The sequence below is a fragment of the Nocardioides pakistanensis genome (genome assembly GCF_054781215.1).
Window position 1 is genome coordinate 76,299 of record NZ_BAAGUV010000025.1, and the last position, 20,350, is coordinate 96,648.

The window sequence follows — 20,350 nt, forward strand, 5'->3', positions numbered from 1 at the left end:
CGGACGCGCTGGTGCCGTAACTCGGGGGGCCCTGGAGCGTTGAGCCGGTCAGAGCACGGACCGGCTGGTCGATGCAGCGCTCGTCTGGGTAAAGTCTGCCCGGCGTGAGCGAGCTGCAACGGGGGAAGGAGCCCAGCGCCATCGTGAGGCAACGCGTCGTCAAGGCGGTCGGAGTGACCGCCGCATCTGCCCTTCTGGCCTTCACGGCGGCCTGTGGTGGCGAGGCCGAGTCCGCCCCCGAGCCAGTCGGAGCCTCCTCCGAGCCCTCCTCGCCGAGCAGCACGCCGACGGTCACCGAGACGCCCACCCCGACGCCGACCGAGCGGCCGCTGAGCCGCTTCGAGGACGAGCCGCAGGTGGTCGTCGCCCGCGAGTGGGCCGCGGCGATGGCTCGGGCCGTGAACGAGAAGGACCGTGCGTTGAAGGGCCCAGCCCGCTACATGACCGCCGCCGGGCGCGAGCGCTACCGGGGCTACGTCGAGCCGGACATGGGTCTGTACTACCCCGGCCCGATGCCCTTCACCCCGACCGACGTGACGGTGAACGGTCGCCGCGCCGAGATCAGCATCTGCTGGTGGGCCCGCGGGTTCGCTCAGGACCCGAAGACCAAGCGGCCGGCTGACAAGCGCAAGATCGAGCCGGGCACGATGTTCCTGAAGAAGCAGGGCGGCCGATGGAAGCTCGACGACCAGCTGCTCGCCCAGGGCGACTGCAGCCAGGTCCCGGTCAAGGGTGTGGCGTGGTGAGGGCGCTGGTGAGGGCCGCGGCAGCTGCCGCCCTTCTTCTTGCGGTGTCAGTCGCGGCGCCCGCCCAGGCGTTCGAGCAGCAACCCCCGTCGGGAGACAGCGGGGGTTCTGGCGGTGGTGACGCTCCCACCAGCTCGACCGGTGGCTCGTCGGGCAGCGGCGGCGGTGAGGGCGTCCTCGGCAACTGCCACGCCGTCGCGAACTCCAACTACCTCGGCCTGGCCTGCTACAACGGCAACGGCGGCGGAGGCGAGACCCGCACCATCGAGCAGATCCTGGGCGACGACGAGCTGCCGGAGTGCTGGCACGAGCCGATGACCGAGCGCGAGCTCGAGGCGCTGAGCCTGCAGAACTCCGCCGACTCCACCTGGTACTGGGAGCGCTGCATCGAGGGCATCGACCCCGAGACCCTCGAGATCGGGCCCGACGGGGTCGACGTCAGCGTCGGCTACGTCGCCCTGGGTGCCGACGACGACGTGATCACGCTGACCGTCAACCAGCAGGACCTGATCGACACCTTCCGCCTCGACGGCGACGCCACGATCCCCGCACCTGTCGCCGGCGTCTCGCCGGCCTCCCGTCCCCGTGTCGGTGCCTGGGTGTCGTTCTTCAACGGCACCGACCCCGAGGTGACGGCGACCGCCGGTGCGATGGTGCTCCGCGCGTCGGTGACCCGGATCGACGTGGAGCCGCTCGGCCCCGGCAAGGCGCCGATGCTGAGCTGCTCCGGCAACGGCTACAAGGCCCAGAAGGGCGACACCCCCGACAACGTCAGTGCCGACGCGTGCTGGCACAAGTACGAGCAGTCGTCGGCCGGGGAGCCGGACCAGAAGTACCCGGTGCAGATGACCACCCACTGGGCGGTGGAGTACTCCCAGGGCGGGGGAGGGTGGCAGCCGTTCGTCGGGTTCGGCGGCTCGCCGGTGACCTTCACCAAGTCCCAGGTCACCAACCACCCGGTCACCGAGATCCAGGCACTCGTCATCCGCTGAGTGATTCGCTGAGGGAGCACACATGAGGCAGGCCACGACGACGCGTCCGTCGCAGGCACGAGGGAATGCCACCAGCGCCGCGCGGTTGCCGCGCGGCACCGACTCCGGGGGTCGGCGGGTCCGTGACGGGCTGCTCGCCCTCGTCGGCTCGCTCGTGCTGCTGGTCGGCGTACCCGTCGCCCTGGTGGTCTTCGTCGGCAACCCGCTGCCCACCTCCGCGCCGAGTCGGGACTGGCTCACCGCCGACGTCACCCCGACGCTGGTCATCGACATCCTGGCCGTGCTGGTCTGGGTGGTGTGGGTGCACTTCGTGGTCTGCTTCCTCACCGAGTGGCGGGCGATCCGTGCCGGCCGGATGCCCGACCGGGTCGCGTTCGGCGGCGGTTCGCAGGTCCTGGCACGCCAGCTCGTGGCCGGCATCCTGCTCCTGGCCGGCGGTGCGTCGATCGCCCAGGGCGCCACGGCGCTCGCTGCCGACGCACCCACCGCGACCGGTACGACGGTCACCGCGACCGCGACCGCCGACCTGCCTGCTCCGCTGATCTCGCCCGAGCAGCGCGCTGCCGTGGCCGCGGAGGCCGCCGCGAACGAGGAACGCACGGCCCGCGGGGTGAAGCACTACGAGGTGAAGCCGCCCAACGGCCGCAACCACGACACGCTGTGGGACATCGCCGACCGCACGCTCGGCGACCCGTTCCGCTACAAGGAGATCTTCGGTCTCAACAAGGACCGCCTTCAGCCCGACGGCACCCGCCTCACCGACGCCGACCTGATCCGGCCCGGCTGGCAGCTGCTGCTGCCTGCCGACGCCAGTGGTCCCGGGGTCCGGCTCACCCCTGCCCCCGTCGCGCACCTGCCCTCCGCGGGGACCGGCGGCGCTCAGGGTGCCGGCGCGAGCGACGCCGGCAACGAGCTGTCCGGGGCGCTGGCCGGCTCCACGGTCGAGACCGAGGGCGCCGCGGGGTCTGCCACCGAGCAGCGCGGCGGGATGACCGAGCTGCTCCTCGGCGGTGGCCTGGTGCTCGCCGGCATCGCCCGTGCGCTGACCGCACGACGGGGGCCGTTCGGCGAGCCCGACGAGGCCTCGGCGGCGCTCGTGGAGTCCGCGGCGCTGCGCCGCGCAGACCTGCTCGACAACGCCCTGCGCGGCCTCGCCCAGATGCGCCAGGCACAGTCCGAGCCGATGCCCGAGGTGCTCTTCGTCTACGTCAACGACCAGCAGGTCGTGCTGCACCTCGCAGCGCGGACCTCCGCTCCCGAGCGCCCGTGGACCGTGTCGGAGGACGGCACCTCGTGGAGCGTGCACGCCGACGACCTGGCGCCGGCGGGTGCGGGTATCCCCGCGCCCTACCCGTCGCTGGTGACGGTCGCGGAGTCGCACGGCTTCGACCTGCTCGTCGACCTCGAGATGGCGCCCGGCCTGGTCGCCCTCGGCGGCGACGCCCAGGTGGGACGCGAGGTGGCGATGTCGGTCGCGCTCGACCTGGCCACACACGCCTGGTCGGACACCGTCGACGTCGCGATGGTCGGCTTCGGCGACCAGCTCGGCGACCTCGGCACCCAGCGGGTGCGCCACTTCACCGGTCTCGACGAGGTGCTCGCCGAGGCCGAGCGGGGCATGAGCACACAGAGCCGCGTCGTGGCCGAGCTCGGCCTGAGCGGCGTGCTCCAGGGACGCCAGCGCGGCGCGGCGGCCGAGTGCTCGCCGATGGTCGCGGTCGTCTCCGGCCCACCGACCGCCGAGCAGGCGCAGCGGATCGCCGCGCTGACCGGCGGCGGGCGCACCTCGTTCTCGGTGGTGTGCGTCGGTGACTCCCCGAGCGCGCGCTGGCGGTTCGTGGTCGACGGCTCGGGTGCCTTCGACGCCAGCGTCCTCGGTGTCAGCGGTGTCGCGCGCCGGCTGACCCCGGGCGGGCAGGCGCACCTCGAGGCCCTCGTCGCTGCCGCGGTCGAGCGTCGTGCGGCCGGTGTCGCCCTGCTCGAGTCCACGCCCACCCAGGACATCGCCGCCGAGGCACAGGTCGCGCCCGTCCCGGCCCAGCCCGAGGGGCTGACCGCCGTACCCGGGGGTGTCGCCACGCCTGCAACGCTGACGCACGCACCCGCCGCCATCCGCCTGCTCGGACCGGTCACCGTCACCGCACCCGGCCACGTCGACGAGGCGCGCCGCGACCTGCTCACCGAGGTGGCCGTGATGGTCGCCCTGCACCCCGAGGGGCTGCACGAGGCCGTGCTCAAGGCCAGCCTGTGGCCACGCGGTGTGGAGCGCTCGGTGATGGAGGCCCGCCTCAACGACGCGCAGCAGTGGCTCGGGCTCGACGCGGCCGGTCACCCCCGGCTCAGCCTCGGCAGCGACGGACGCTGGCACCTGAACGACGTGCCGAGCGACTACGCCGCCCTCGTCGCCGCGGCGCGCGACGGCGGCCTCGAGGAGCTCCTCGAGGCGCTCCGGCTCGGCAGCGGAGAGGCGTTCTCCGGCGCGGGCCGCGGCTACACCTGGCTGGCGTTCGCACGCGAGGCCCGGCAGGGCCGGCTGCTGATCACCTCCGCGGCGCGGCGCGCGTCGGAGCTGGCCACCGCCCGCGGCGACCAGGCCGCGGCGCTCGAGGCCCTGCGGCTCGGCATCGCGCTGGTGCCGACCGCCGAGGTGCTGTGGCGGATGCTGCTGCGCGAGGTCGCCCGAGTCGCCCCCGGTGACCTGGACGGCGAGATCACTCAGATGTACTCCGTGCTGGCCCAGCACGGAGTGCGGCCCGAGCCGGAGACCGACGCCCTGGTCACCGAGCTCGCGCCGACGCGGGGACGGGCGACAGGGTCCTGAGCCTGCACAATCCCGCGACGAACGGCGTCGACGGGGGACCGGAGTACAAGGAGGAAGCACCATGGCGAACCTGAACGTCACCTACGACGAGATGCACAATGCAGCCACCCAGCTCAAGGCGGGTCGCGCGGAGATCGAGAGCCAGCTGTCGAAGCTGAAGTCGATGGTCGACGGCCTCGTGTCCGGTGGCTACGTCACCGACAAGTCCTCGAAGGCCTTCCAGACCTCCTACGAGGAGTTCAACACCGGCGTCACCAAGACCATCGAGGGTCTCGACGGCATGGGCGAGTACCTCACCCAGGCCGCGAAGGCGCTGGCGGACACCGACGAGCAGCTGGCTGCCGCGCTCAACAAGTAGCCCTGCGGGATCTCGGGTCCCCGTGTCCCCGGGGGGGCGGCGCTGGTCGCGCGACCCTCCCGGGGATCTTCGCTCGGGTACGCCGCCCGGGCTCGGTCTCTCCCAGGGGGTCCTCGTGCCCGACCTCGCGGTCGACCTGACCGGACTGCGCACCCTCTCCTGCACCCTGGGCAGCGTGCGCTCCAACCTCGACGCCACACCCCGCGTCATCGAGGCCTCCCGTGACGACATCGGCTCCGACGTCGTGTACGACGCGCTCGACTCCTTCGAGAGCAGCTGGGACGACGGCCGCGGCCAGATCGACAAGAACATGCAGGCGATGCAGGAGATCCTCGACGAGTCGGTGCGTGCCTACGAGCAGACCGACCAGGAGCTCGCCGACGGCCTGCGCGACTGGGCGATCGACATCCCCGCGGGCACTGCTCCCGGCGAAGTCGAGTCCACGATCCGGGCGGCCCTTGGAGGGTGAGCCGGCACCATAGAACTGTCTGGCGCGGGGAATCCGTATCCGGGCATTCACACGCGTGAGGCTGTCGAGGGTTGGGCACCGCCACCAGCGCACTTTCGCGAGGCACTGCGAGCCGCGGGCTATGCGCATGTGGCTGCATCGACGGAGCCCTGATTCGATGGTGGACGTGGAGAAATCATTGGGGGCTCTGGGGCCCATCGTGAGGGCCGAGCAGCGTCGGGGCAATCGCGCCCGCTTCTTGGTGCAGGAGTCACAGCTTCGCGGTGATCCGCCGCACGTGCATTTCAAGTACCCGATGGACCGAGCGGCTCTGAGTGCGGAGTTCGAGTTCGGCGATCGGGTGGTGGAGGCCGGCCAGCCCGGCAGCACGTTGACCGGCTTGCGAGACGTGCGTACCGAGTGCCGAGCTTACGACGGCACAGCGAAGCGTGGCTGGTGGGCGCGGCGCCTGACGGCCGACTGGTGGGCGGAGTGGGACTCTTCTCCGCGACCGCGCATGAGGCTCGACGAGTTCGACGACGAGTGAGCTGCTCAGACGCCCCTCGGCACGGGCGAAGATCGGAGGATCAGATGGTGACCGATGCGGCCGGGCAGCCGACCTGGATGTGCTGGACCGATCTGGAGCTGGCGACGTCTCAGCTCCCGCCTGGGTATGTGCTGCAGCACGCCGCGGCGCGGGAGATGCTGCAGGTGCTGCCACAAGGGGTGGGGGTGGTGATCGATCCGGCGACCGAGCGGACGATGACGGTCCCTGCCGACTATGCCGATGAGCTGCGTGGTCAGACCGCGGTGTTCCCGGGTGGTGTGGTGATCTCGTGGCGGCCGTGGGTGGGGTTGCCGAAGAAGGCGGTCAAACGGTTGGTGGGCCTGGGCGGACGCTATGGGTTCTTGAACCGGCTGTGGTTCGCCGAGTTCCGGATCGAGAACGGACCGCCGCAGGGCGCGATCGTCTATGACTGTGCTGCCGGCGACGAGGCGGAGGAGTCGGTCGTCGACAGCATCACCGATGTGCTTGATCGCTATGTTGACCTGGCGGAGCTGCCTGGGCCACCTGTGGGGATCCAGGTGGTGGCCCTGTCGGACACCCCGGAGCAGACGCGAGAGTGGCTGCTCGGTCAGGTGCCGGCGTTCCAGCGGTGAGGCCGAGAACCGGACCGGAGGCAACGTGGCCGGGGATTCCGCTTGGCGCCCAGTTGGTCCTTGTCCCCGTGGAGCAGGACGGTCAGCTCTGGGGCACGCGTGAGCACGGTCGACTCTTCGTGCAGGCTCGCCGCCCTCACGAGCCTCTCGCAAACCTTCCGGGGATTGGCTACGAGGAGATGAGCGTGGCTGAGCTTTGCCGACGTCTTCCGACGGGCGCCACCGCCGGTCGGTCACTGATCACGGGACGCCCGTGATGGGCGCGAGCGGCGTGCACCTGACGATCAGTGACGTGGAGCGTGCCCTGATGGGTTCCGCCGGCCGCGGGGTGGGTGCATTCCACATCGGTGAGGAGTCGGCGGGGAAGCCGGCGTACGACAACACCTCCTGCCTGCTGCGCCGCGCCGACGGCTCGTGGATGGTGGCGTACTTCGAGCGCGGCTCGTACCACGACGTGCGTGTCTTCGACACCGAGCACGACGCGTGCGTCGACTTCCTGGAGATGCTGGGCTGACTTGCAACGTTCTGCACCGGTTTCCGGGAAGGAATGGTGCATTTCGTTGCAAGTGCGGGTGCGACAGGGGACGTGCTCAGCCCTCGGCGGGCAGCGGCACCTGGATCGTGCGCAGCTCGCCGTCGCCGAGGTTGGCCAGCACCCGGCCGGCCGTGGACTGGGCCCCGAGGGAGCTGCGGGGGACGCGTACGCCGATCAGCTCGCCGTCGGTGATCCCCGTCGGTGAGATCAGCACGCCCTGGCGGCCCTTCATCTCCACCTGCCAGCCGCTGAACCCGCTGCACACCTCCGCGGAGTCGCCACCCAGCACGATCGCCCGGCCGCGGTCGGCGCCGGTGCGCTGCAGTCCGCGGAGGTAGTCCTTGGCCTCGACGTCCTTGAGCAGCTCCCCGTCGTCGACCACGAGTACGACGGGCACCTCGCCGTCCTCCATCAGGCCCTGGAGCTCCTCGGTCTCCAGGTCCGCGCCGGTGAGCACCGCACGGACACCGGGACGCCCTGCGAGGTCGCGCAGCGGCGAGGGACGCGGGGCGGCGACGACGACCTCCGAGCCGCCGCGGAGCAGTGACTCGACCACCGAGAGCAGCGTCGTCGAGCGGCCCGAGCGCGCGGGTCCGGCGACCACGGCCATCGGTGTGCGGGCGAGGTCGAACCCGACGGCGGTGAGCTCGTCGCCGCCGACGCCGACCATCGCCCACAGCGGCCGGGTGCGCTCGTCCTCGCGCAGCGCCCATGCCTCGTCGAACCGGATCCGGGTCGGCAGCACGTCGACCCGGAAGGGTCGCGCAGTCCGGGGCACCTCGGCGTACCGCTCCTTGGCCTCCGCGCCGATCCGCCGCAGCTCGGCGGCCTGCGCCTGGCCGCTGACGTCGTCGGTGAGCAGCGCGAACTGCAGCTCGATGCCGCTCTCGGACCGGAAGCCTCGGCCCTCGGGGATGTCCTCGGGCAGCTTGCGGGCCTGGAGCCCGATCAGCGTGTAGTCGGCGCGGTCGGGGAGGCGCAGGCCGATCTTGTCCTCGACCAGCGAGGCCATCCGGGCGTTGACCAGCTGCCGGTCACCGGTGATCACCAGGTGGATTCCGGCCGAGGCGCCCTCGCGGAGCAGGGTCTGGACCTCCTCGTTGGGGGTGCCGCCGTCGAGCTCGGCGATGCTGCCGAGGAAGCCCTCCCAGCGGTCGACCATCAGCACGATGTGCGGCAGCCGGTCCTCCGCAGGGACGCTGCCACGCTGCTCGCCGAGGTCGGCGTACCCGCCGCCGGCCAGCACCTCCTGCCGGCGGGCCAGCTCGCCCATCAGCCGCGACAGCAGCCGGGTGGCCCGGTCCGGCTGCGTGCGCTGCACGACAGCGCCGCAGTGCGGCAGGTCGGCCAGCGGCAGCAGGGCGCCGTTGCCGCAGTCCAGGCCGTACAGGTGCACGTCGGCGGGGCTGGTCAGCTGTGCCAGCGATCCGGCCATCGTGCGCAGGGCCTGGGAGCGCCCGCTGCGCGGTCCGCCGACGATCGACAGGTGCGAGAACGTCGCGAAGTCGATCACCGCGTTGCGCCTGGCCTGCTGAGCGGGCAGGTCCTCCACGGCGTACGGCGCCGCAGGCAGCCGGCCCTCGGTCGCGGGGACGTCGTCGAGCAGCTCGTCGAGCAGGACGCGGGTGGTGAGCGCGGGCAGCCACGGGCTGTGCTGGGGCGGCAGGCCGAGCGTGTCGTGGGCCGCGCGGATCGCCGCGACCAGCACGGTCAGGTCGGTGACCTCGGCGTCTCCGGTGGTCTCCGTGCGCGGCGGGGTGGGGGCGGGCTGGGGCAGGGCGCGGAGGCCGACCGGGGTCGTCCACGGCTTCGCGGTCGTCGTCGTGCTGACCGCGCCGGGACGACGGCCGCCGACCCGGCCGGACTGGAAGGGCACCAGCGAGTTCGCGCCGAGCCGGACGTAGGCACGGCCGGGGGTGCTCTTGGAGATCTGGCCGGCGTCGGGGGCGTCGATCACGTCCGCGCTCTCCGACCCGTCGGTGACCCGCAGCGCGATCCGCAGGTTGGTGTTGGCGCGGATCTCCGGCGACACCACCCCGGAGGGGCGCTGGGTGGCCAGGATCAGGTGGATGCCCAGCGACCGGCCGCGCTGGGCGATGTTGACCAGCCCGGTCACGAAGTCGGGCAGCTCGCGGGCCAGCGAGGCGAACTCGTCGATCACGATCAGCAGCCGGGGCATGTCCGGCAGACCCGACCGGGTCGCCTGAAGGTCCACGTAGTCCTCGATGTCCTTCGCCCCGGCCGCGGCGAGGAGGTGCTCGCGGCGGGTCAGCTCGGCACCGAGCGACACCAGCGCCCGCTCGACGAGGTGGGTGTCGAGGTCGGTGACCATGCCGACGGTGTGCGGCAGGTCCACGCAGTCCTTGAACGCCGCCCCGCCCTTGTAGTCGACGAGCACGAACGTCATCCCGTCGGGACGGTTCGCCACCGCCAGCGAGGCGACCAGCGACTGCAGCAGCTCGGACTTGCCGGCGCCCGTCGTACCCGCCACCAGGCCGTGCGGGCCGTCGCGGCGCAGGTCGATCGAGAACGGCCCGTCGAGGGAGATGCCCACGACCGCCTCCGTCGAGCGGGGGCGGACCTGCCAGCGGGCCTTGACCACCTCGGGCGTCGGTGGCTCGATGCCCATCACCTCGGTCAGCCGGCACGCGTTGGGCAGCACCGAGTCGTCGCCGGAGCCGGAGATGTCGCGCAGCGGGGCCAGCGCCCGAGCGACCCGGTGCAGCCACGGCCACTCGACGACGTCGGGGGTGATGTCGTCGACGACGGTCACCTTCTGCTGGCGCAGCGCCACCCCGCGGGAGGTCTGTACGACGACCGCGCTGGCCTCCTCCGGCAGCAGCCGCTCGTCGGCGTCGAGGCAGATCGACCGGATGCCCAGCGCCGGCCCCTCCTTCAGCAGCGCGACGACACCGGGCAGCGAGCGCAGCCGGCGGGCGCCGTCGAAGACCACGACGACGTCGGGCTCGGCGAGCCGGGCCCCGGACCGGTTCGCGACCGCGGCACGGCGGGCGGTGAGCATCGCGGTGAGCTCGGCGATCCTCCGGGCACAGGTCTCCGCGTCGATCCCGACGGTGACGGTGGTGTCCTGGCCGGCCTGCGGGCGGGCGTGCGGCAGCCAGCGCAGCCACTCCCACGAGCGGGCCCCCTCGGCGTCGGTGAGCACGTAGACCTGGGTGTCGCTCGGGCTCTGCAGCACCCCGAGCTGGGCGACGAACCACGCGGCGAGACGGCGGGGCAGCTCGTCGCGGCCCGCCACGCCGACCACGCCGCGCTCGGCGAGGGAGACGGTGACCGGCACGTCGTAGGCGGTGCGCACGGTGCGCCGACGGTGCTCGAGCTGCTCGGGGTCCTCCACGGTGACCTCGGAGGCGAGGTCGCCCACGCCGATCCGCAGGGACAGGTAGTCGGGGTCCGTGGGGCGGCGCTCCCACAGCCGGGCCCGCGGGCCGTGTGCGATCAGCAGCGCGAGCGCGGGGTCGGGGGCTGCCTCGCGCAGCGCGAGCCGCTCGGCGACGAGTGCCTGCTCGACGTCGGCCTCGATCCGGGCCGACTTGTCGCGGTAGTCCGCCAGCTGCTGGCGGTAGGTGAGCTTGCCCTGCTTCTTGGTCTGCAGGTAGGAGCCGAGCATCATCACCGGGGAGAAGATGCCGAACATCAGCATGTACCAGCGTTGCAGCACCAGCGCCATCACGATCGCCAGCACCAGCGGCAGCAGCATCACCAGCCACGGCAGTCCGCCGCGGTTCTGTTCGCTCGGCGGTGCGGGCAGCTTGAAGGCGGTCTTCCGGTCCGGGGGCAGCAGACGCGGGGGGCGGTTGTAGTCCAGCCAGCCCGGGTCGGCGCTGTCCTCGACCGCCGCGTCGGGCTCGGTGACCCGCTCCAGCTCCAGCAGCAGGTCGCCGACCTCGAGCTGTCCGCCGAGGACCCACTCGGTGTCGCCGTCGGGCAGCGCCTCTCGGTCCAGCGCCAGCGGGGTCGGCACGCCGGGGAACGCATCGGCCAGCTGCTCGGTGAGGCCGTCGACGGGGCTGACGACCGTCGTACCGTCACCCCGGACCGTCACGAGCAGGCAGACCGCGGGCAGGCGCTCGTCGGGCAGGGTCACCACGCAGCTGGGGTCGGAGCCGATCGTGGCGTCGCCGGCGGTCAGCCGGTGGACCGCGCCGGCGCCGCGCCCGGAGACCACCCGGATCTCCACGAGCCCCGACGGCTCGTCAACCACCGAGGCGGCCGGGTCGTCGAGGGCGAGCAGCGAACCCTCCTTCAACCCTGACTCGGCCAGCGGCACCGTGCGGTCCAGCGGCACCCCGCGGTGGTAGAGCGTGTGCACCTGCCGGTCGGCTGCGGCCGCGGTGCGCGAGGACAGCGGGATCACGTCGGCCTGCTCGATCGCGGGCGAGGAGAGTACGGCGACCAGCTCGTCGACGACCAGCCCGGTCGGCGTCGCGTCGTCGCTGTCGATCACCACGTCCTCCCGGACGTCCCATCGAGGGTCGATCAGGGTGACGGAGACGCGCATGGCGGTCAGCATAGTTGCGGGCGTGGCTGCACCCTTGCCAAAGAAATAGAACGCGTTCTAGCATCGACGCGGGAGAGGGAGCAGTCCCGGGGCAAAGAAACCGACCTCCACACCGTGAAACGCATCACCTTTCGCGGAGCGGATCGTTGGTCCGGGCTGAGCAGGTACACACGTAGACCTGAGTCCGCACCGTTGCTGGGGAGCCACGGAACGGACCGACGAGGAGCCCTCCCGTGAAACTTCGCGGTCGCACACTTGCAGTCACCGCCGCCGCCGGCGCGCTCAGCCTCGTGCTGGCCGCGTGCGGCTCGCAGCTCAGCCCCGAGGACGTCCGCGCGGCCAGCGCCGGCACCGGAGGCGGCCTCGACCAGGGCATGGCTGCCGGCGGCGAGGCGCTCGGCACCGAGGCAGGCGGCGACACCGGAGCCGGCGGCACCACGGCCGGCACCACCACGGGCGGGGGTGCTGCCTCCGGCGGGTCCGGCGGCTCGGGTGCCTCGGCCGGTTCGTCGGGCGGCGGCAGCGCGCCGCAGGCCGGCGGTGCCAACGCCGCGACCGGCACGACGAAGGCCGGGGACTGCAACGGGTTCAAGAACCAGGTCGGCATCACGGACAAGAGCATCGTGATCGCCAACGCCGCCGACGTGAGCGGACCCGTCCCGGGACTGTTCGAGTCCGCGCAGCAGGCGGTGCAGGCCTACGCCGCGTACTTCAACGCCACCTCCGACATCTGCGGACGCAAGCTCGAGGTGCTCAAGCTCGACAGCCGCACCGACGCCGGAGCCGACCAGCAGGCCTACGCCAAGGCCTGCGAGAGCGCCTTCGCGGCGGTCGGCTCGATGTCGGCCTTCGACAGCGGTGGCGCCGCCACGGCCGACAAGTGCGGGATCCCGGACCTCCGCTCCGCCAACGTGTCCGCGGAGCGGCAGAAGTGCGACAACTGCTTCGGTGTGCAGTCGGCCAACCCCAACACGTTCCAGAACGCCGTGCCCGACCACATCCTCAAGAACTACCCGGCGGCCGCCAAGAGCGCAGCCTACGTGTGGATCAACGCCGGCGTCGGCCCGCTGAACGCGAACAACCAGGCCAACGCCATGGAGCGACGCGGGATGAAGTTCGTCTACCGGCAGGGCATCGACGTCTCGGAGTTCAACTACGGGCCCTACGTCCAGCAGATGAAGGAGAAGGGCGTCAAGTACGTCCAGTTCCTCGGTGCCTACCAGCAGGCCGTGCGGCTGGCCCAGGCGATGCAGCAGCAGGGCTTCAAGCCCGATGCGTTCGTGCTCGACCCGACGGGCTACGACCCGCGCTACGTCGAGTCCGGCGGTGCCGCGGTCGAGGGCACGAAGATCTTCATCAACATCGCGATGTTCGAGGAGGCCAACTCCAACAAGGAGATGGCTCTCTACCAGGCCTGGCTGCAGCAGGTGAAGCCCGGAGCGACCCCGACCTTCTTCGGTCTGTTCTCGTGGTCGGCGGCCCGGCTGTTCGTGGAGCAGTCGCTCGCGCTCGGCGGTCGGCTGAACCGCGAGTCCCTGGTCCAGGCGGTCCGCAAGGTCGACGGCTGGACCAGCAACGGCCTGCACAGCCCGCAGCACGTCGGGTCCAAGGAGACCGGCGACTGCTGGCGGTGGATCGTCCTCAAGGGCGGCAAGTGGGTGCCTGAGGGGTCGACGAAGTACACCTGCAACGGTGTCTCGGACGCGACATGACCAGTCTCCTGTCGTTCACGATCCTCGGCATCTTCACCGGTGCCGCCTACGCGATCGCCGCCAGCGGGTTGGTGCTGACCTACAGCACCACCCGGGTGTTCAACATCGCCCACGGTGCGTTCGGCATGGTGATGGCCTTCGTCTACTGGGACCTCAGCCAGCGGCAGGGGATCCCGGCCTGGGTCTCACTCGCCCTGGTGCTGCTCGTGGTGGCGCCGGCCTTCGGGTTCTTCGTGCAGCGGTTCGTCGCCCGCGGTCTCGGCGACGCCCCGGTGAGCGTCTCCCTCGTGGTCACCGTCGGCCTCTTCGTCGGCCTGATCGGTGTGGCCCAGCAGGTGTGGCCGCCGGCGGCGCGGAGCGTGCCGCAGTTCTTCGACCAGGCCGGGTTCTCCGCCGGCGGGGTCTTCGTCACCTACCACCAGCTGGTCACGATCCTGCTCTCCGCGGCGGTGGCCGGCGGCCTGTTCCTGCTGCTGAACCGGACCCGGGTCGGCACCGCGATGCGGGCCTCGGTCGACAACCCCGACCTGCTCAAGCTGTACGGCGGTCAGCCGGGCATGGTGGCCGCCCTCGCCTGGGCGATCGGCACGTCGCTCGCGGCGCTGGCCGGGATCCTGCTCACGCCGGTGATCGGGCTGGACTACTACGAGCTCACGCTGCTGGTGATCAACGCCTTCGCCGCCGCCATGCTCGGCCGGCTCAAGAGCCTCCCGCTGACCTTCGCCGGCGCGATGAGCCTGGGCATCCTGCAGTCCTACGCGGTCGCCTACCTGCCGAGCACCGGCGACCTGTCCGGCCTCCGGGCGGTGATCCCGACGCTGTTCCTGTTCGTGGTCATCGTCCTGATGCCGCAGGCCCAGCTGCGTGTCGGCCAGGTCAAGGGCATCGTGTCGGCGCCGCTGCCGACCGTGCGCCGCTCGGTCGCCGCCGGAGGCGGGCTCGTCGTACTCGTCGCGCTGCTGACGCTGTCGATGTCGGGCTCCAGCATCCTGCTGGCCGGCACCGCCGCGACCTACGCGATGGTGATGCTCTCGCTGGTGCTGCTCACCGGCTACGGCGGGCACGTGTCGCTGGCGCAGTTCACCTTCGCCGGGATCGGCGCGCTGTCCTACGCCAAGCTCGACTCGCCGAACCTGTTCGGCCTCCTCCTCGCGGCCCTGATCGCCGCGGCCGTCGGTGCGCTGGTCGCGCTGCCGGTGCTGCGGCTGACCGGGCTCTACCTCGCGCTGAGCACGCTCGCGTTCGGCGCGCTGATGGACAAGCTGGTCTTCCAGGCGTCGTTCGCGTTCGGCTTCAACGGCAGCCTCCCGGCCGAGCGGCTCTCGGTGCTCGGCATCCAGGTCAGCGACGGCGGCACCTACGTCGTGCTGATGACGATCATCTTCGTGGCCATGGGCATCGGGCTGCTCCTGCTCCGTCGCGGCCGGCTGGGCCGGATCCTGATCGCGATGCGGGACAGCCCGGCCGCCTGCGGGACGCTCGGGCTGAACATGCGCTGGTTCCGGGTCGGGCTGTTCGGACTGTCGGCCGGGATGGCCGGCCTGGCCGGCGCGCTGTTCGCCGGTCTGCGGCAGACCATCTCCGCCACCGACTTCCAGCTGCTCTCCAGCCTGCCGCTGCTCCTGCTCGCGGTCGTGTGCGGCGTGACGTCGGTGACCGGCGCGGCCCTGGGCGGCGTCTTCTACATGATGCTGCCGGTGCTGCAGAGCAACTACCCCAACCTCGCAGGCCTCGCCTTCGTGGTCATCGGCTTCGGTGCGGTCGCGCTCGGTCGCGACCCGAACGGGTTGGCCAACCTGCTCTTCGGCCTCGGTCGCAAGGTCGAGCAGCGGCTCTGGCCCGCCGTGGCCGACCGGGTTCCCGGCCTGCCGTCGATCCCGGTGCCGGCGCTGGCTCGTCGTGACGACGGCACGGTCGGCAAGCACCGTGACGGCGACGACGTCCGGGCCGGGTCGACGTACGACTCCGAGACCGACCTGGTGCTGAGGGAGGAGGTGGCCACCCATGGCGCTTCTTGAGGTCGACGACGTGGTCGTCCAGTTCGGTGGGGTGACCGCGGTCAACGAGGCGCGGTTCTCCCTCGAGGCCGGCCGGGTCACCGGGCTGATCGGGCCCAACGGCGCGGGCAAGACCACGTGCTTCAACGTGATCACCGGCCTGCAGAAGCCGACCAGCGGCCACGTGCGTTACCAGGGCAAGGACATCACCTCGATGCAGCCCCACCGTCGCGCCAAGCGCGGGATGGCGCGCACCTTCCAGCGCCTGGAGGCGTTCGGCTCGCTCACCGTGCGCGACAACGTGCGCGTCGCGCTCGACATCCACCACGGCCTGCGGGGACTGCTGCAGCGCACCCCGAGCGTGCGCGTCGACGCGCTGCTGGAGCGGGTCGGCATCGCGGAGTACGCCGACGAGCGCGCCGACTCGATCCCCACCGGCACCGCCCGGCTGCTCGAGCTGGCGCGTGCGCTGGCCAGCGAGCCGCAGCTGCTGCTGCTCGACGAGCCCTCCTCCGGGCTCGACGAGAACGAGACCGACGACTTCGGCGACCTGCTCCGCGAGCTCGCCGGGGAGGGCCGTGCGGTGCTCATGGTCGAGCACGACATGGACCTGGTGATGGCCGTCTGCGACGAGATCCACGTCCTCGACTTCGGCCACATCATCGCCTCGGGCACACCCGCGCAGATCCGCGCCGACCGGCGGGTGCAGGAGGCCTACCTCGGCGCGGCCGACGAGCACGAGGTCGAGGCGACCCGCAACGACCTGCCGCCGGTCGGCGCCGACGACTACACCACCGTGCTGCCGCCCGTGGTCGACGAGGTGGTCAGGTGAGCATCCCGATCCTCGAGGTCATGGACCTCCACGCCGCCTACGGTCGCATCGAGGTGCTCCGCGGCGTCGACCTCACCCTCCCTCGCGGCGCGGTGGTCGCCCTGCTCGGGCCCAACGGCGCCGGCAAGAGCACGCTGCTGAAGGTGATCAGCGGTCAGATGAAGCCGACCAGCGGCGACATCCACATGGCCGGCGTCAACGTGGAGGGCGCCACCACCGAGGAGCTCGCCCGGCACGGCCTGTGCACCATCCCGGAGGGACGCAGCGTCTTCCCGAACCTCACGGTCGAGGAGAACCTCACCCTGGTCTCCTACGCCGGGGTGCCGGCCGACAAGGTGCTCGAGACCGCCTACAGCTACTTCCCCCGGCTCGACCAGCGGCGCCACCAGCTGGCCGGGACCATGTCCGGCGGCGAGCAGCAGATGCTCGCGTTGTCCCGGGCGCTGGCCTCCGACCCGGCGCTGCTGCTGCTCGACGAGCTGTCGATGGGCCTGGCGCCGCTGATCGTCGAGGAGCTCTACGACACGGTGGCCCAGATCGCCGAGACCGGCGTCTCGATCCTGGTGGTCGAGCAGTTCGCGCGTACGGCGCTGCGGGTCTCCGACTACGCAGCGGTGATGACCGGCGGGCGGATCGTCGCCACCGGTGAACCCGAGGAGATCAACGCGAAGATGTCCGACGTCATCCTTGGAGGAGCAGCATGAAGCGCCCGATCAGGTCCCTGGCCCTGGCCGCCCTCGCGGCCGGGCTGGTGGGGACCGCCGCCCCGATCCCGGCGGCGCAGGCCGAGCCGGCCTTCGGCGGCTACTCCTCCGAGGCGGTGGCCACCCCGCTCAAGATCGAGATCTACGAGCCGGTGGTGCCGATCCCGGCCGAGCCGCAGCTGGAGTTCGAGCTCGCCTACACGAAGGTGGAGGCCACCAGCGGCGACGGCGCCGGGCTGGCGAGCTGGCTGTGGCCCGGCGACCCGCTCGGCCAGGGCTGCAAGACCTTCGTGGAGCAGCTGGGGCTCGGCGACACCGGACTGTGCAAGGACGGCTACCCGGTGCAGGTGAACTCCCGCACTCCCGGTGAGAACGACAAGGCCTCCGACGAGCCGGTGCCCGGCTCGCTGATGCGCACCAGCGCATCGGAGAAGGGCGTCCAGGCGACCGTCGGGTGGTCCAGCAACTCCGACGTGTCCGATCCCGAGAAGAAGGACCAGCCCGGGGTGCCCGGCCTTCCCGAGCCCCCCGGCGATGATCAGCCCGGGCTGCCGGGGCTGCCCGAGCTGCCCGCCGACCCGCTGAAGGCCCTGCAGGACCTCGGTGCCGCGATCACCGGCAAGGACCGGGCGGTGGCTGCCGCGGAGGAGGACGGCGACGACGGGGGCACTCCCGGTCTGCCGCCCGAGCTCGCGATGCTGGTGGACGTCGACGGGCTCGTCAGCGACGCGCGCACGATGCTCAAGGGCGGCACGGTCACCACCGTGGCGACCAGCAAGCTGGGCCAGCTGTCCCTGCTCGGGGGGATGATCACCGCGGACGGGATCACCGTGCGCACCACGACCACCGCCGACGGCAAGAAGCCGACGGCGTCCGGCATCACCCGGATCGGCGGCCTCGAGATCGCCGGCACCCCGATGTCGATCGGGCCGGACGGGGTCGAGTTCGCCGGCCAGAAGCAGAAGATCCCCGGCCTCTCCGACGACCCCGGCAAGGCGCTCGAGCAGCTCGGCGTGCAGCTGCTGCTGCCCAAGCCGAAGAAGATGGCCAAGGGTGACGAGGCGGCCGCGGCGTTCTCGGGCCTGCGGATCATCATCGACACCAAGCCGCTGCGCGCACTGCTCAAGGACGTGCCGCTCCAGGACCTGGTCGACATGATCCCGTTCCCCGAGGAGGCCAAGCAGCTCAAGAGCCTGCTCGGTGCGGCGACCCAGCTGGCTCCCAAGCTGGTGATCACCGCCGGCAACGCCGCCGCGGAGACCAGCACCGTGCCGAAGATGGAGTTCGACCTGCCGACGGTCGACCCCAGCGACCTGACCGGCGCCGGCGCACCGCCGGTGAGTGGCGGCACCAGCGGCTCGGCGACCGCCGGCGGTGCGGCCGCCGGGGTGCCGGGCGTGGCCGGAGAAGCGGCTGCCGCCGGTGACGCCGGTGGGCTCGACGCACTCGCCGCCGATCCCATGGCGTCCTCCGGCCTGCCGCCGCTGGCGAGCATCCCGGGCGCGCTCATGGTGGGCGGCCTGATCCTCGCCGCCGGGGTTGGCTGGTGGCTGCAGAAGATCGGCGGTCTCGTGCTCGGCGGGGCGGGCAGCTGCTCGCACGGCCTCGAGACCGGCGTACCCGACCTGAGAGGGGCCTGATTCCCGTGACCGTACAGTCCACGCCCGCAACCGCCCACGTGATGCCCCGGGCCCAGGCCCGCAACCAGCAGGCTGCCGGGTCGGCACCGCTGCGGAACAACGGCTACCGGATGCTCCAGGTCGTGCTGTTCGTGGCCGGAGCAGTGCTCCTCCCGCTCGGCCTGATCGTGATCATCCTCGGCTGGTACGGCGCCGCGCACACGCCGTACGCCTACGACCAGCTGTCCTACCTGGTCTCCGGCGGCCTGCTCGGCCTCGGGCTGACCTTCTGCGGGGGCTTCCTGTACTTCGGGGCCTGGCTGGCCCGGATCGCCGCCGACCAGCGGGACTCCGCCAAGCGGCTCTCCGACACGCTGCTCGTGCTCGCCGACGTCGTCTCGCGGAGCGCGGCGACGACCCCGGCGGTCGCCGCCTCGGCCACCCCGGCAGCCGTGCGTGACCCCGGTGCGGTGCTGGTCGTCGCGGGTGGCGGCACGACCGTCCACCGCGCCGACTGCGCCCTGATCGCGGCGCGCGACGACCTGCGGCCGGCCGGGCCCGACGCTCCCGGGCTCACCGCGTGCCGGCTGTGCAAGCCCGAGGTCTGACCTGGCCCTGACGGCGCCTCGGGCCTGCCGGTCGGTGTCCCGGGCGCAGCCTCAGCGCTGTGCCCGGGGCATCAGCACGTCGGGGTCGTCGGCTGCGGTGAGCGCCTCGTCGGGTCGCTTGGCCAGGACGGAGTCGATGTAGGAGCGGGCGGTCTCCATGATGTCGATCTCGTGTCCGGCCCGCTCGGACAGGAACCAGCGGTGCTCGAGGATCTCGTGGAAGATCTCGGCGGGCTCGAGCTTGCCGCGCAGCTGTCTCGGCACCATCGCCATGATCGGGTCGTAGACCTCGGTCAACCACCGGTAGGCGACCAGGGAGCGGTTCTCGGCGCCCAGACCGTGGTGGGCGGTGTAGGCGGAGATGTCGTTGAGCAGCCGCCGGGCCTGGTTGTCCTCGACGTCGAGCCCGGTGAGGCTGTGCAGCTCGCGTGAGTGGTGTCCGGCCTCGACCACCTTCGGCTGCAGACGCACGGTGGAGCCCGACCAGTCGGTGACGATGTCGAGCTCGTCGACGTCGAAGCCGAGCTTGTTCAGCCGCTCGATGCGCTGCCCGATGCGCCACATCTCCGCGGCGTCGAACTCCTCGATGCCGGTCAGCTCGTCCCACAGCTCGGTGTAGCGCCGCTCCACCAGCTCGATGATCGCGTGCGCGTCCACCTCGTCCTCGAGCAGCCCGCCGGCCTGGAGGTCGAGCAGCTCGCCGAACAGGTTGCCGTAGGCGACCTCGAGGTCGTGCGCCCGCTGCCCGCGGGAGAGCTCGTCGTGCAGCTCGCCGGTCTCGGCGTCGACGAGGTAGGCGGTGAACTCGCCGGCGCTGCGGCGGAACAGCACGTTCGACAGCGAGACGTCGCCCCAGAAGAAGCCCGACAGGTGCAGCCGCACCAGGAGCACCGCGAGGGCGTCGATCAGCTTCGGAAGGCTGTCGGCGCGCAGACCGTGCGAGAACAGCGACCGGTAGGGCAGGGAGTAGGTCAGGTGCCGGGTCACGAGGGCCGGCTCGATCTCCTCGCCGCTCGCGCTCTCCCGGCCGGCGACCACCGCGACCGGCTCTACCGCCGGCAGGTCGAGGCGGCGGAGGTCGCGGAGCATGCGGTACTCCCGGAAGGCGATCGGCTCGCGGGTCTCCTTCACGGCGTAGACGTCGGTGCCCAGCCGGACGATGCGGACGACGTGGCGGGAGATGCCGCGGGGGAGCGGGACCACGTGCTCCTCGGTCCACTCCTCCAGCGGAAGGTTCCAGGGCAGCGTCACCAGCGCGGGGTTCGGCTTGGTGGCCACGATCCGCAGGGGCATGG

At 71.8% G+C, this 20,350-nt stretch carries 16 protein-coding genes; 14 read left to right on the top strand and 2 right to left on the bottom strand.

All coding sequences use genetic code 11. The features are described from left to right. Positions 1-104 precede the first annotated feature (104 nt). The 8 genes from ACYVIH_RS11665 to ACYVIH_RS11700 all read left to right on the top strand — a co-directional run bounded on the left by ACYVIH_RS11665 (position 105) and on the right by ACYVIH_RS11700 (position 7,040). The gene (locus ACYVIH_RS11665; protein ID WP_460869485.1) at positions 105-746 is read left to right on the top strand and encodes a hypothetical protein; all 642 of its coding nucleotides are present in this window, start codon (positions 105-107) and stop codon (positions 744-746) included. 44 nt (positions 747-790) lie between these two features. Continuing rightward, positions 791-1,738, top strand: coding sequence for a hypothetical protein (locus ACYVIH_RS11670; protein ID WP_460869487.1), 948 nt, complete (start codon positions 791-793; stop codon positions 1,736-1,738). A gap of 22 nt (positions 1,739-1,760) precedes the next feature. Next, positions 1,761-4,559, top strand: coding sequence for a LysM peptidoglycan-binding domain-containing protein (locus ACYVIH_RS11675; RefSeq protein WP_460869489.1), 2,799 nt, complete (start codon positions 1,761-1,763; stop codon positions 4,557-4,559). A 61-nt stretch (positions 4,560-4,620) separates the two neighbouring features. Beyond that, positions 4,621-4,917 carry a WXG100 family type VII secretion target gene (locus ACYVIH_RS11680; protein WP_460869491.1) on the top strand — a complete coding sequence of 99 codons (297 nt, stop codon included), beginning with the start codon at positions 4,621-4,623 and terminating at the stop codon, positions 4,915-4,917. Between the two features lie 115 nt (positions 4,918-5,032). Continuing rightward, on the top strand, positions 5,033-5,386 hold the full coding sequence (locus tag ACYVIH_RS11685; RefSeq protein ID WP_460869493.1) for a hypothetical protein: 354 nt from the start codon (positions 5,033-5,035) through the stop codon (positions 5,384-5,386). Positions 5,387-5,543: 157 nt separating this feature from the next. Continuing rightward, entirely contained in the window at positions 5,544-5,912 is a 369-nt protein-coding gene (locus ACYVIH_RS11690; RefSeq protein ID WP_460869495.1) for a hypothetical protein, read from the top strand. Positions 5,913-5,956: 44 nt separating this feature from the next. Further along, entirely contained in the window at positions 5,957-6,526 is a 570-nt protein-coding gene (locus ACYVIH_RS11695; RefSeq protein WP_460869498.1) for an SseB family protein, read from the top strand. 256 nt (positions 6,527-6,782) lie between these two features. Then, entirely contained in the window at positions 6,783-7,040 is a 258-nt protein-coding gene (locus ACYVIH_RS11700) for a hypothetical protein (RefSeq protein ID WP_460869501.1), read from the top strand. Between the two features lie 76 nt (positions 7,041-7,116). Here the strand turns inward: ACYVIH_RS11700 and ACYVIH_RS11705 are convergent, their stop codons facing one another. Beyond that, positions 7,117-11,583 carry an FtsK/SpoIIIE domain-containing protein gene (locus ACYVIH_RS11705; protein WP_460869504.1) on the bottom strand — a complete coding sequence of 1,489 codons (4,467 nt, stop codon included), beginning with the start codon at positions 11,581-11,583 and terminating at the stop codon, positions 7,117-7,119. A gap of 233 nt (positions 11,584-11,816) precedes the next feature. Here ACYVIH_RS11705 and ACYVIH_RS11710 point away from each other — a divergent pair, with 233 nt between their 5' ends. Genes ACYVIH_RS11710 through ACYVIH_RS11735 form a run of 6 tightly spaced genes read left to right on the top strand, consistent with a single transcriptional unit; the run spans position 11,817 to position 19,055 of the window. After that, positions 11,817-13,295: an ABC transporter substrate-binding protein gene (locus tag ACYVIH_RS11710; protein WP_460869507.1), complete on the top strand. Its 1,479-nt coding sequence runs from the start codon at positions 11,817-11,819 to the stop codon at positions 13,293-13,295. Next, complete coding sequence (locus ACYVIH_RS11715) at positions 13,292-15,313, top strand: branched-chain amino acid ABC transporter permease (protein ID WP_460869509.1); 2,022 nt, start codon at positions 13,292-13,294, stop codon at positions 15,311-15,313. The genes ACYVIH_RS11710 and ACYVIH_RS11715 overlap by 4 nt, the downstream gene beginning before the upstream one ends. Next, positions 15,300-16,124 (top strand): ABC transporter ATP-binding protein, encoded by an 825-nt coding sequence (locus ACYVIH_RS11720; RefSeq protein ID WP_460869511.1) that lies wholly within the window; start codon positions 15,300-15,302, stop codon positions 16,122-16,124. The genes ACYVIH_RS11715 and ACYVIH_RS11720 overlap by 14 nt, the downstream gene beginning before the upstream one ends. After that, positions 16,121-16,828, top strand: coding sequence for an ABC transporter ATP-binding protein (locus ACYVIH_RS11725; protein WP_460869514.1), 708 nt, complete (start codon positions 16,121-16,123; stop codon positions 16,826-16,828). Before ACYVIH_RS11720 ends, ACYVIH_RS11725 begins: the two co-directional genes overlap by 4 nt. Further along, a complete protein-coding gene (locus ACYVIH_RS11730) occupies positions 16,825-18,468 on the top strand; it encodes a choice-of-anchor P family protein (protein ID WP_460869516.1) in 1,644 nt (547 codons plus the stop codon). The genes ACYVIH_RS11725 and ACYVIH_RS11730 overlap by 4 nt, the downstream gene beginning before the upstream one ends. Before the next feature lie 5 nt (positions 18,469-18,473). Next, positions 18,474-19,055, top strand: coding sequence for a hypothetical protein (locus tag ACYVIH_RS11735; protein WP_460869518.1), 582 nt, complete (start codon positions 18,474-18,476; stop codon positions 19,053-19,055). Positions 19,056-19,106: 51 nt separating this feature from the next. Here ACYVIH_RS11735 and ACYVIH_RS11740 read toward each other — a convergent pair whose 3' ends face one another. Further along, positions 19,107-20,348 (bottom strand): DUF4032 domain-containing protein, encoded by a 1,242-nt coding sequence (locus tag ACYVIH_RS11740; RefSeq protein WP_460869520.1) that lies wholly within the window; start codon positions 20,346-20,348, stop codon positions 19,107-19,109. Positions 20,349-20,350 lie beyond the last annotated feature (2 nt).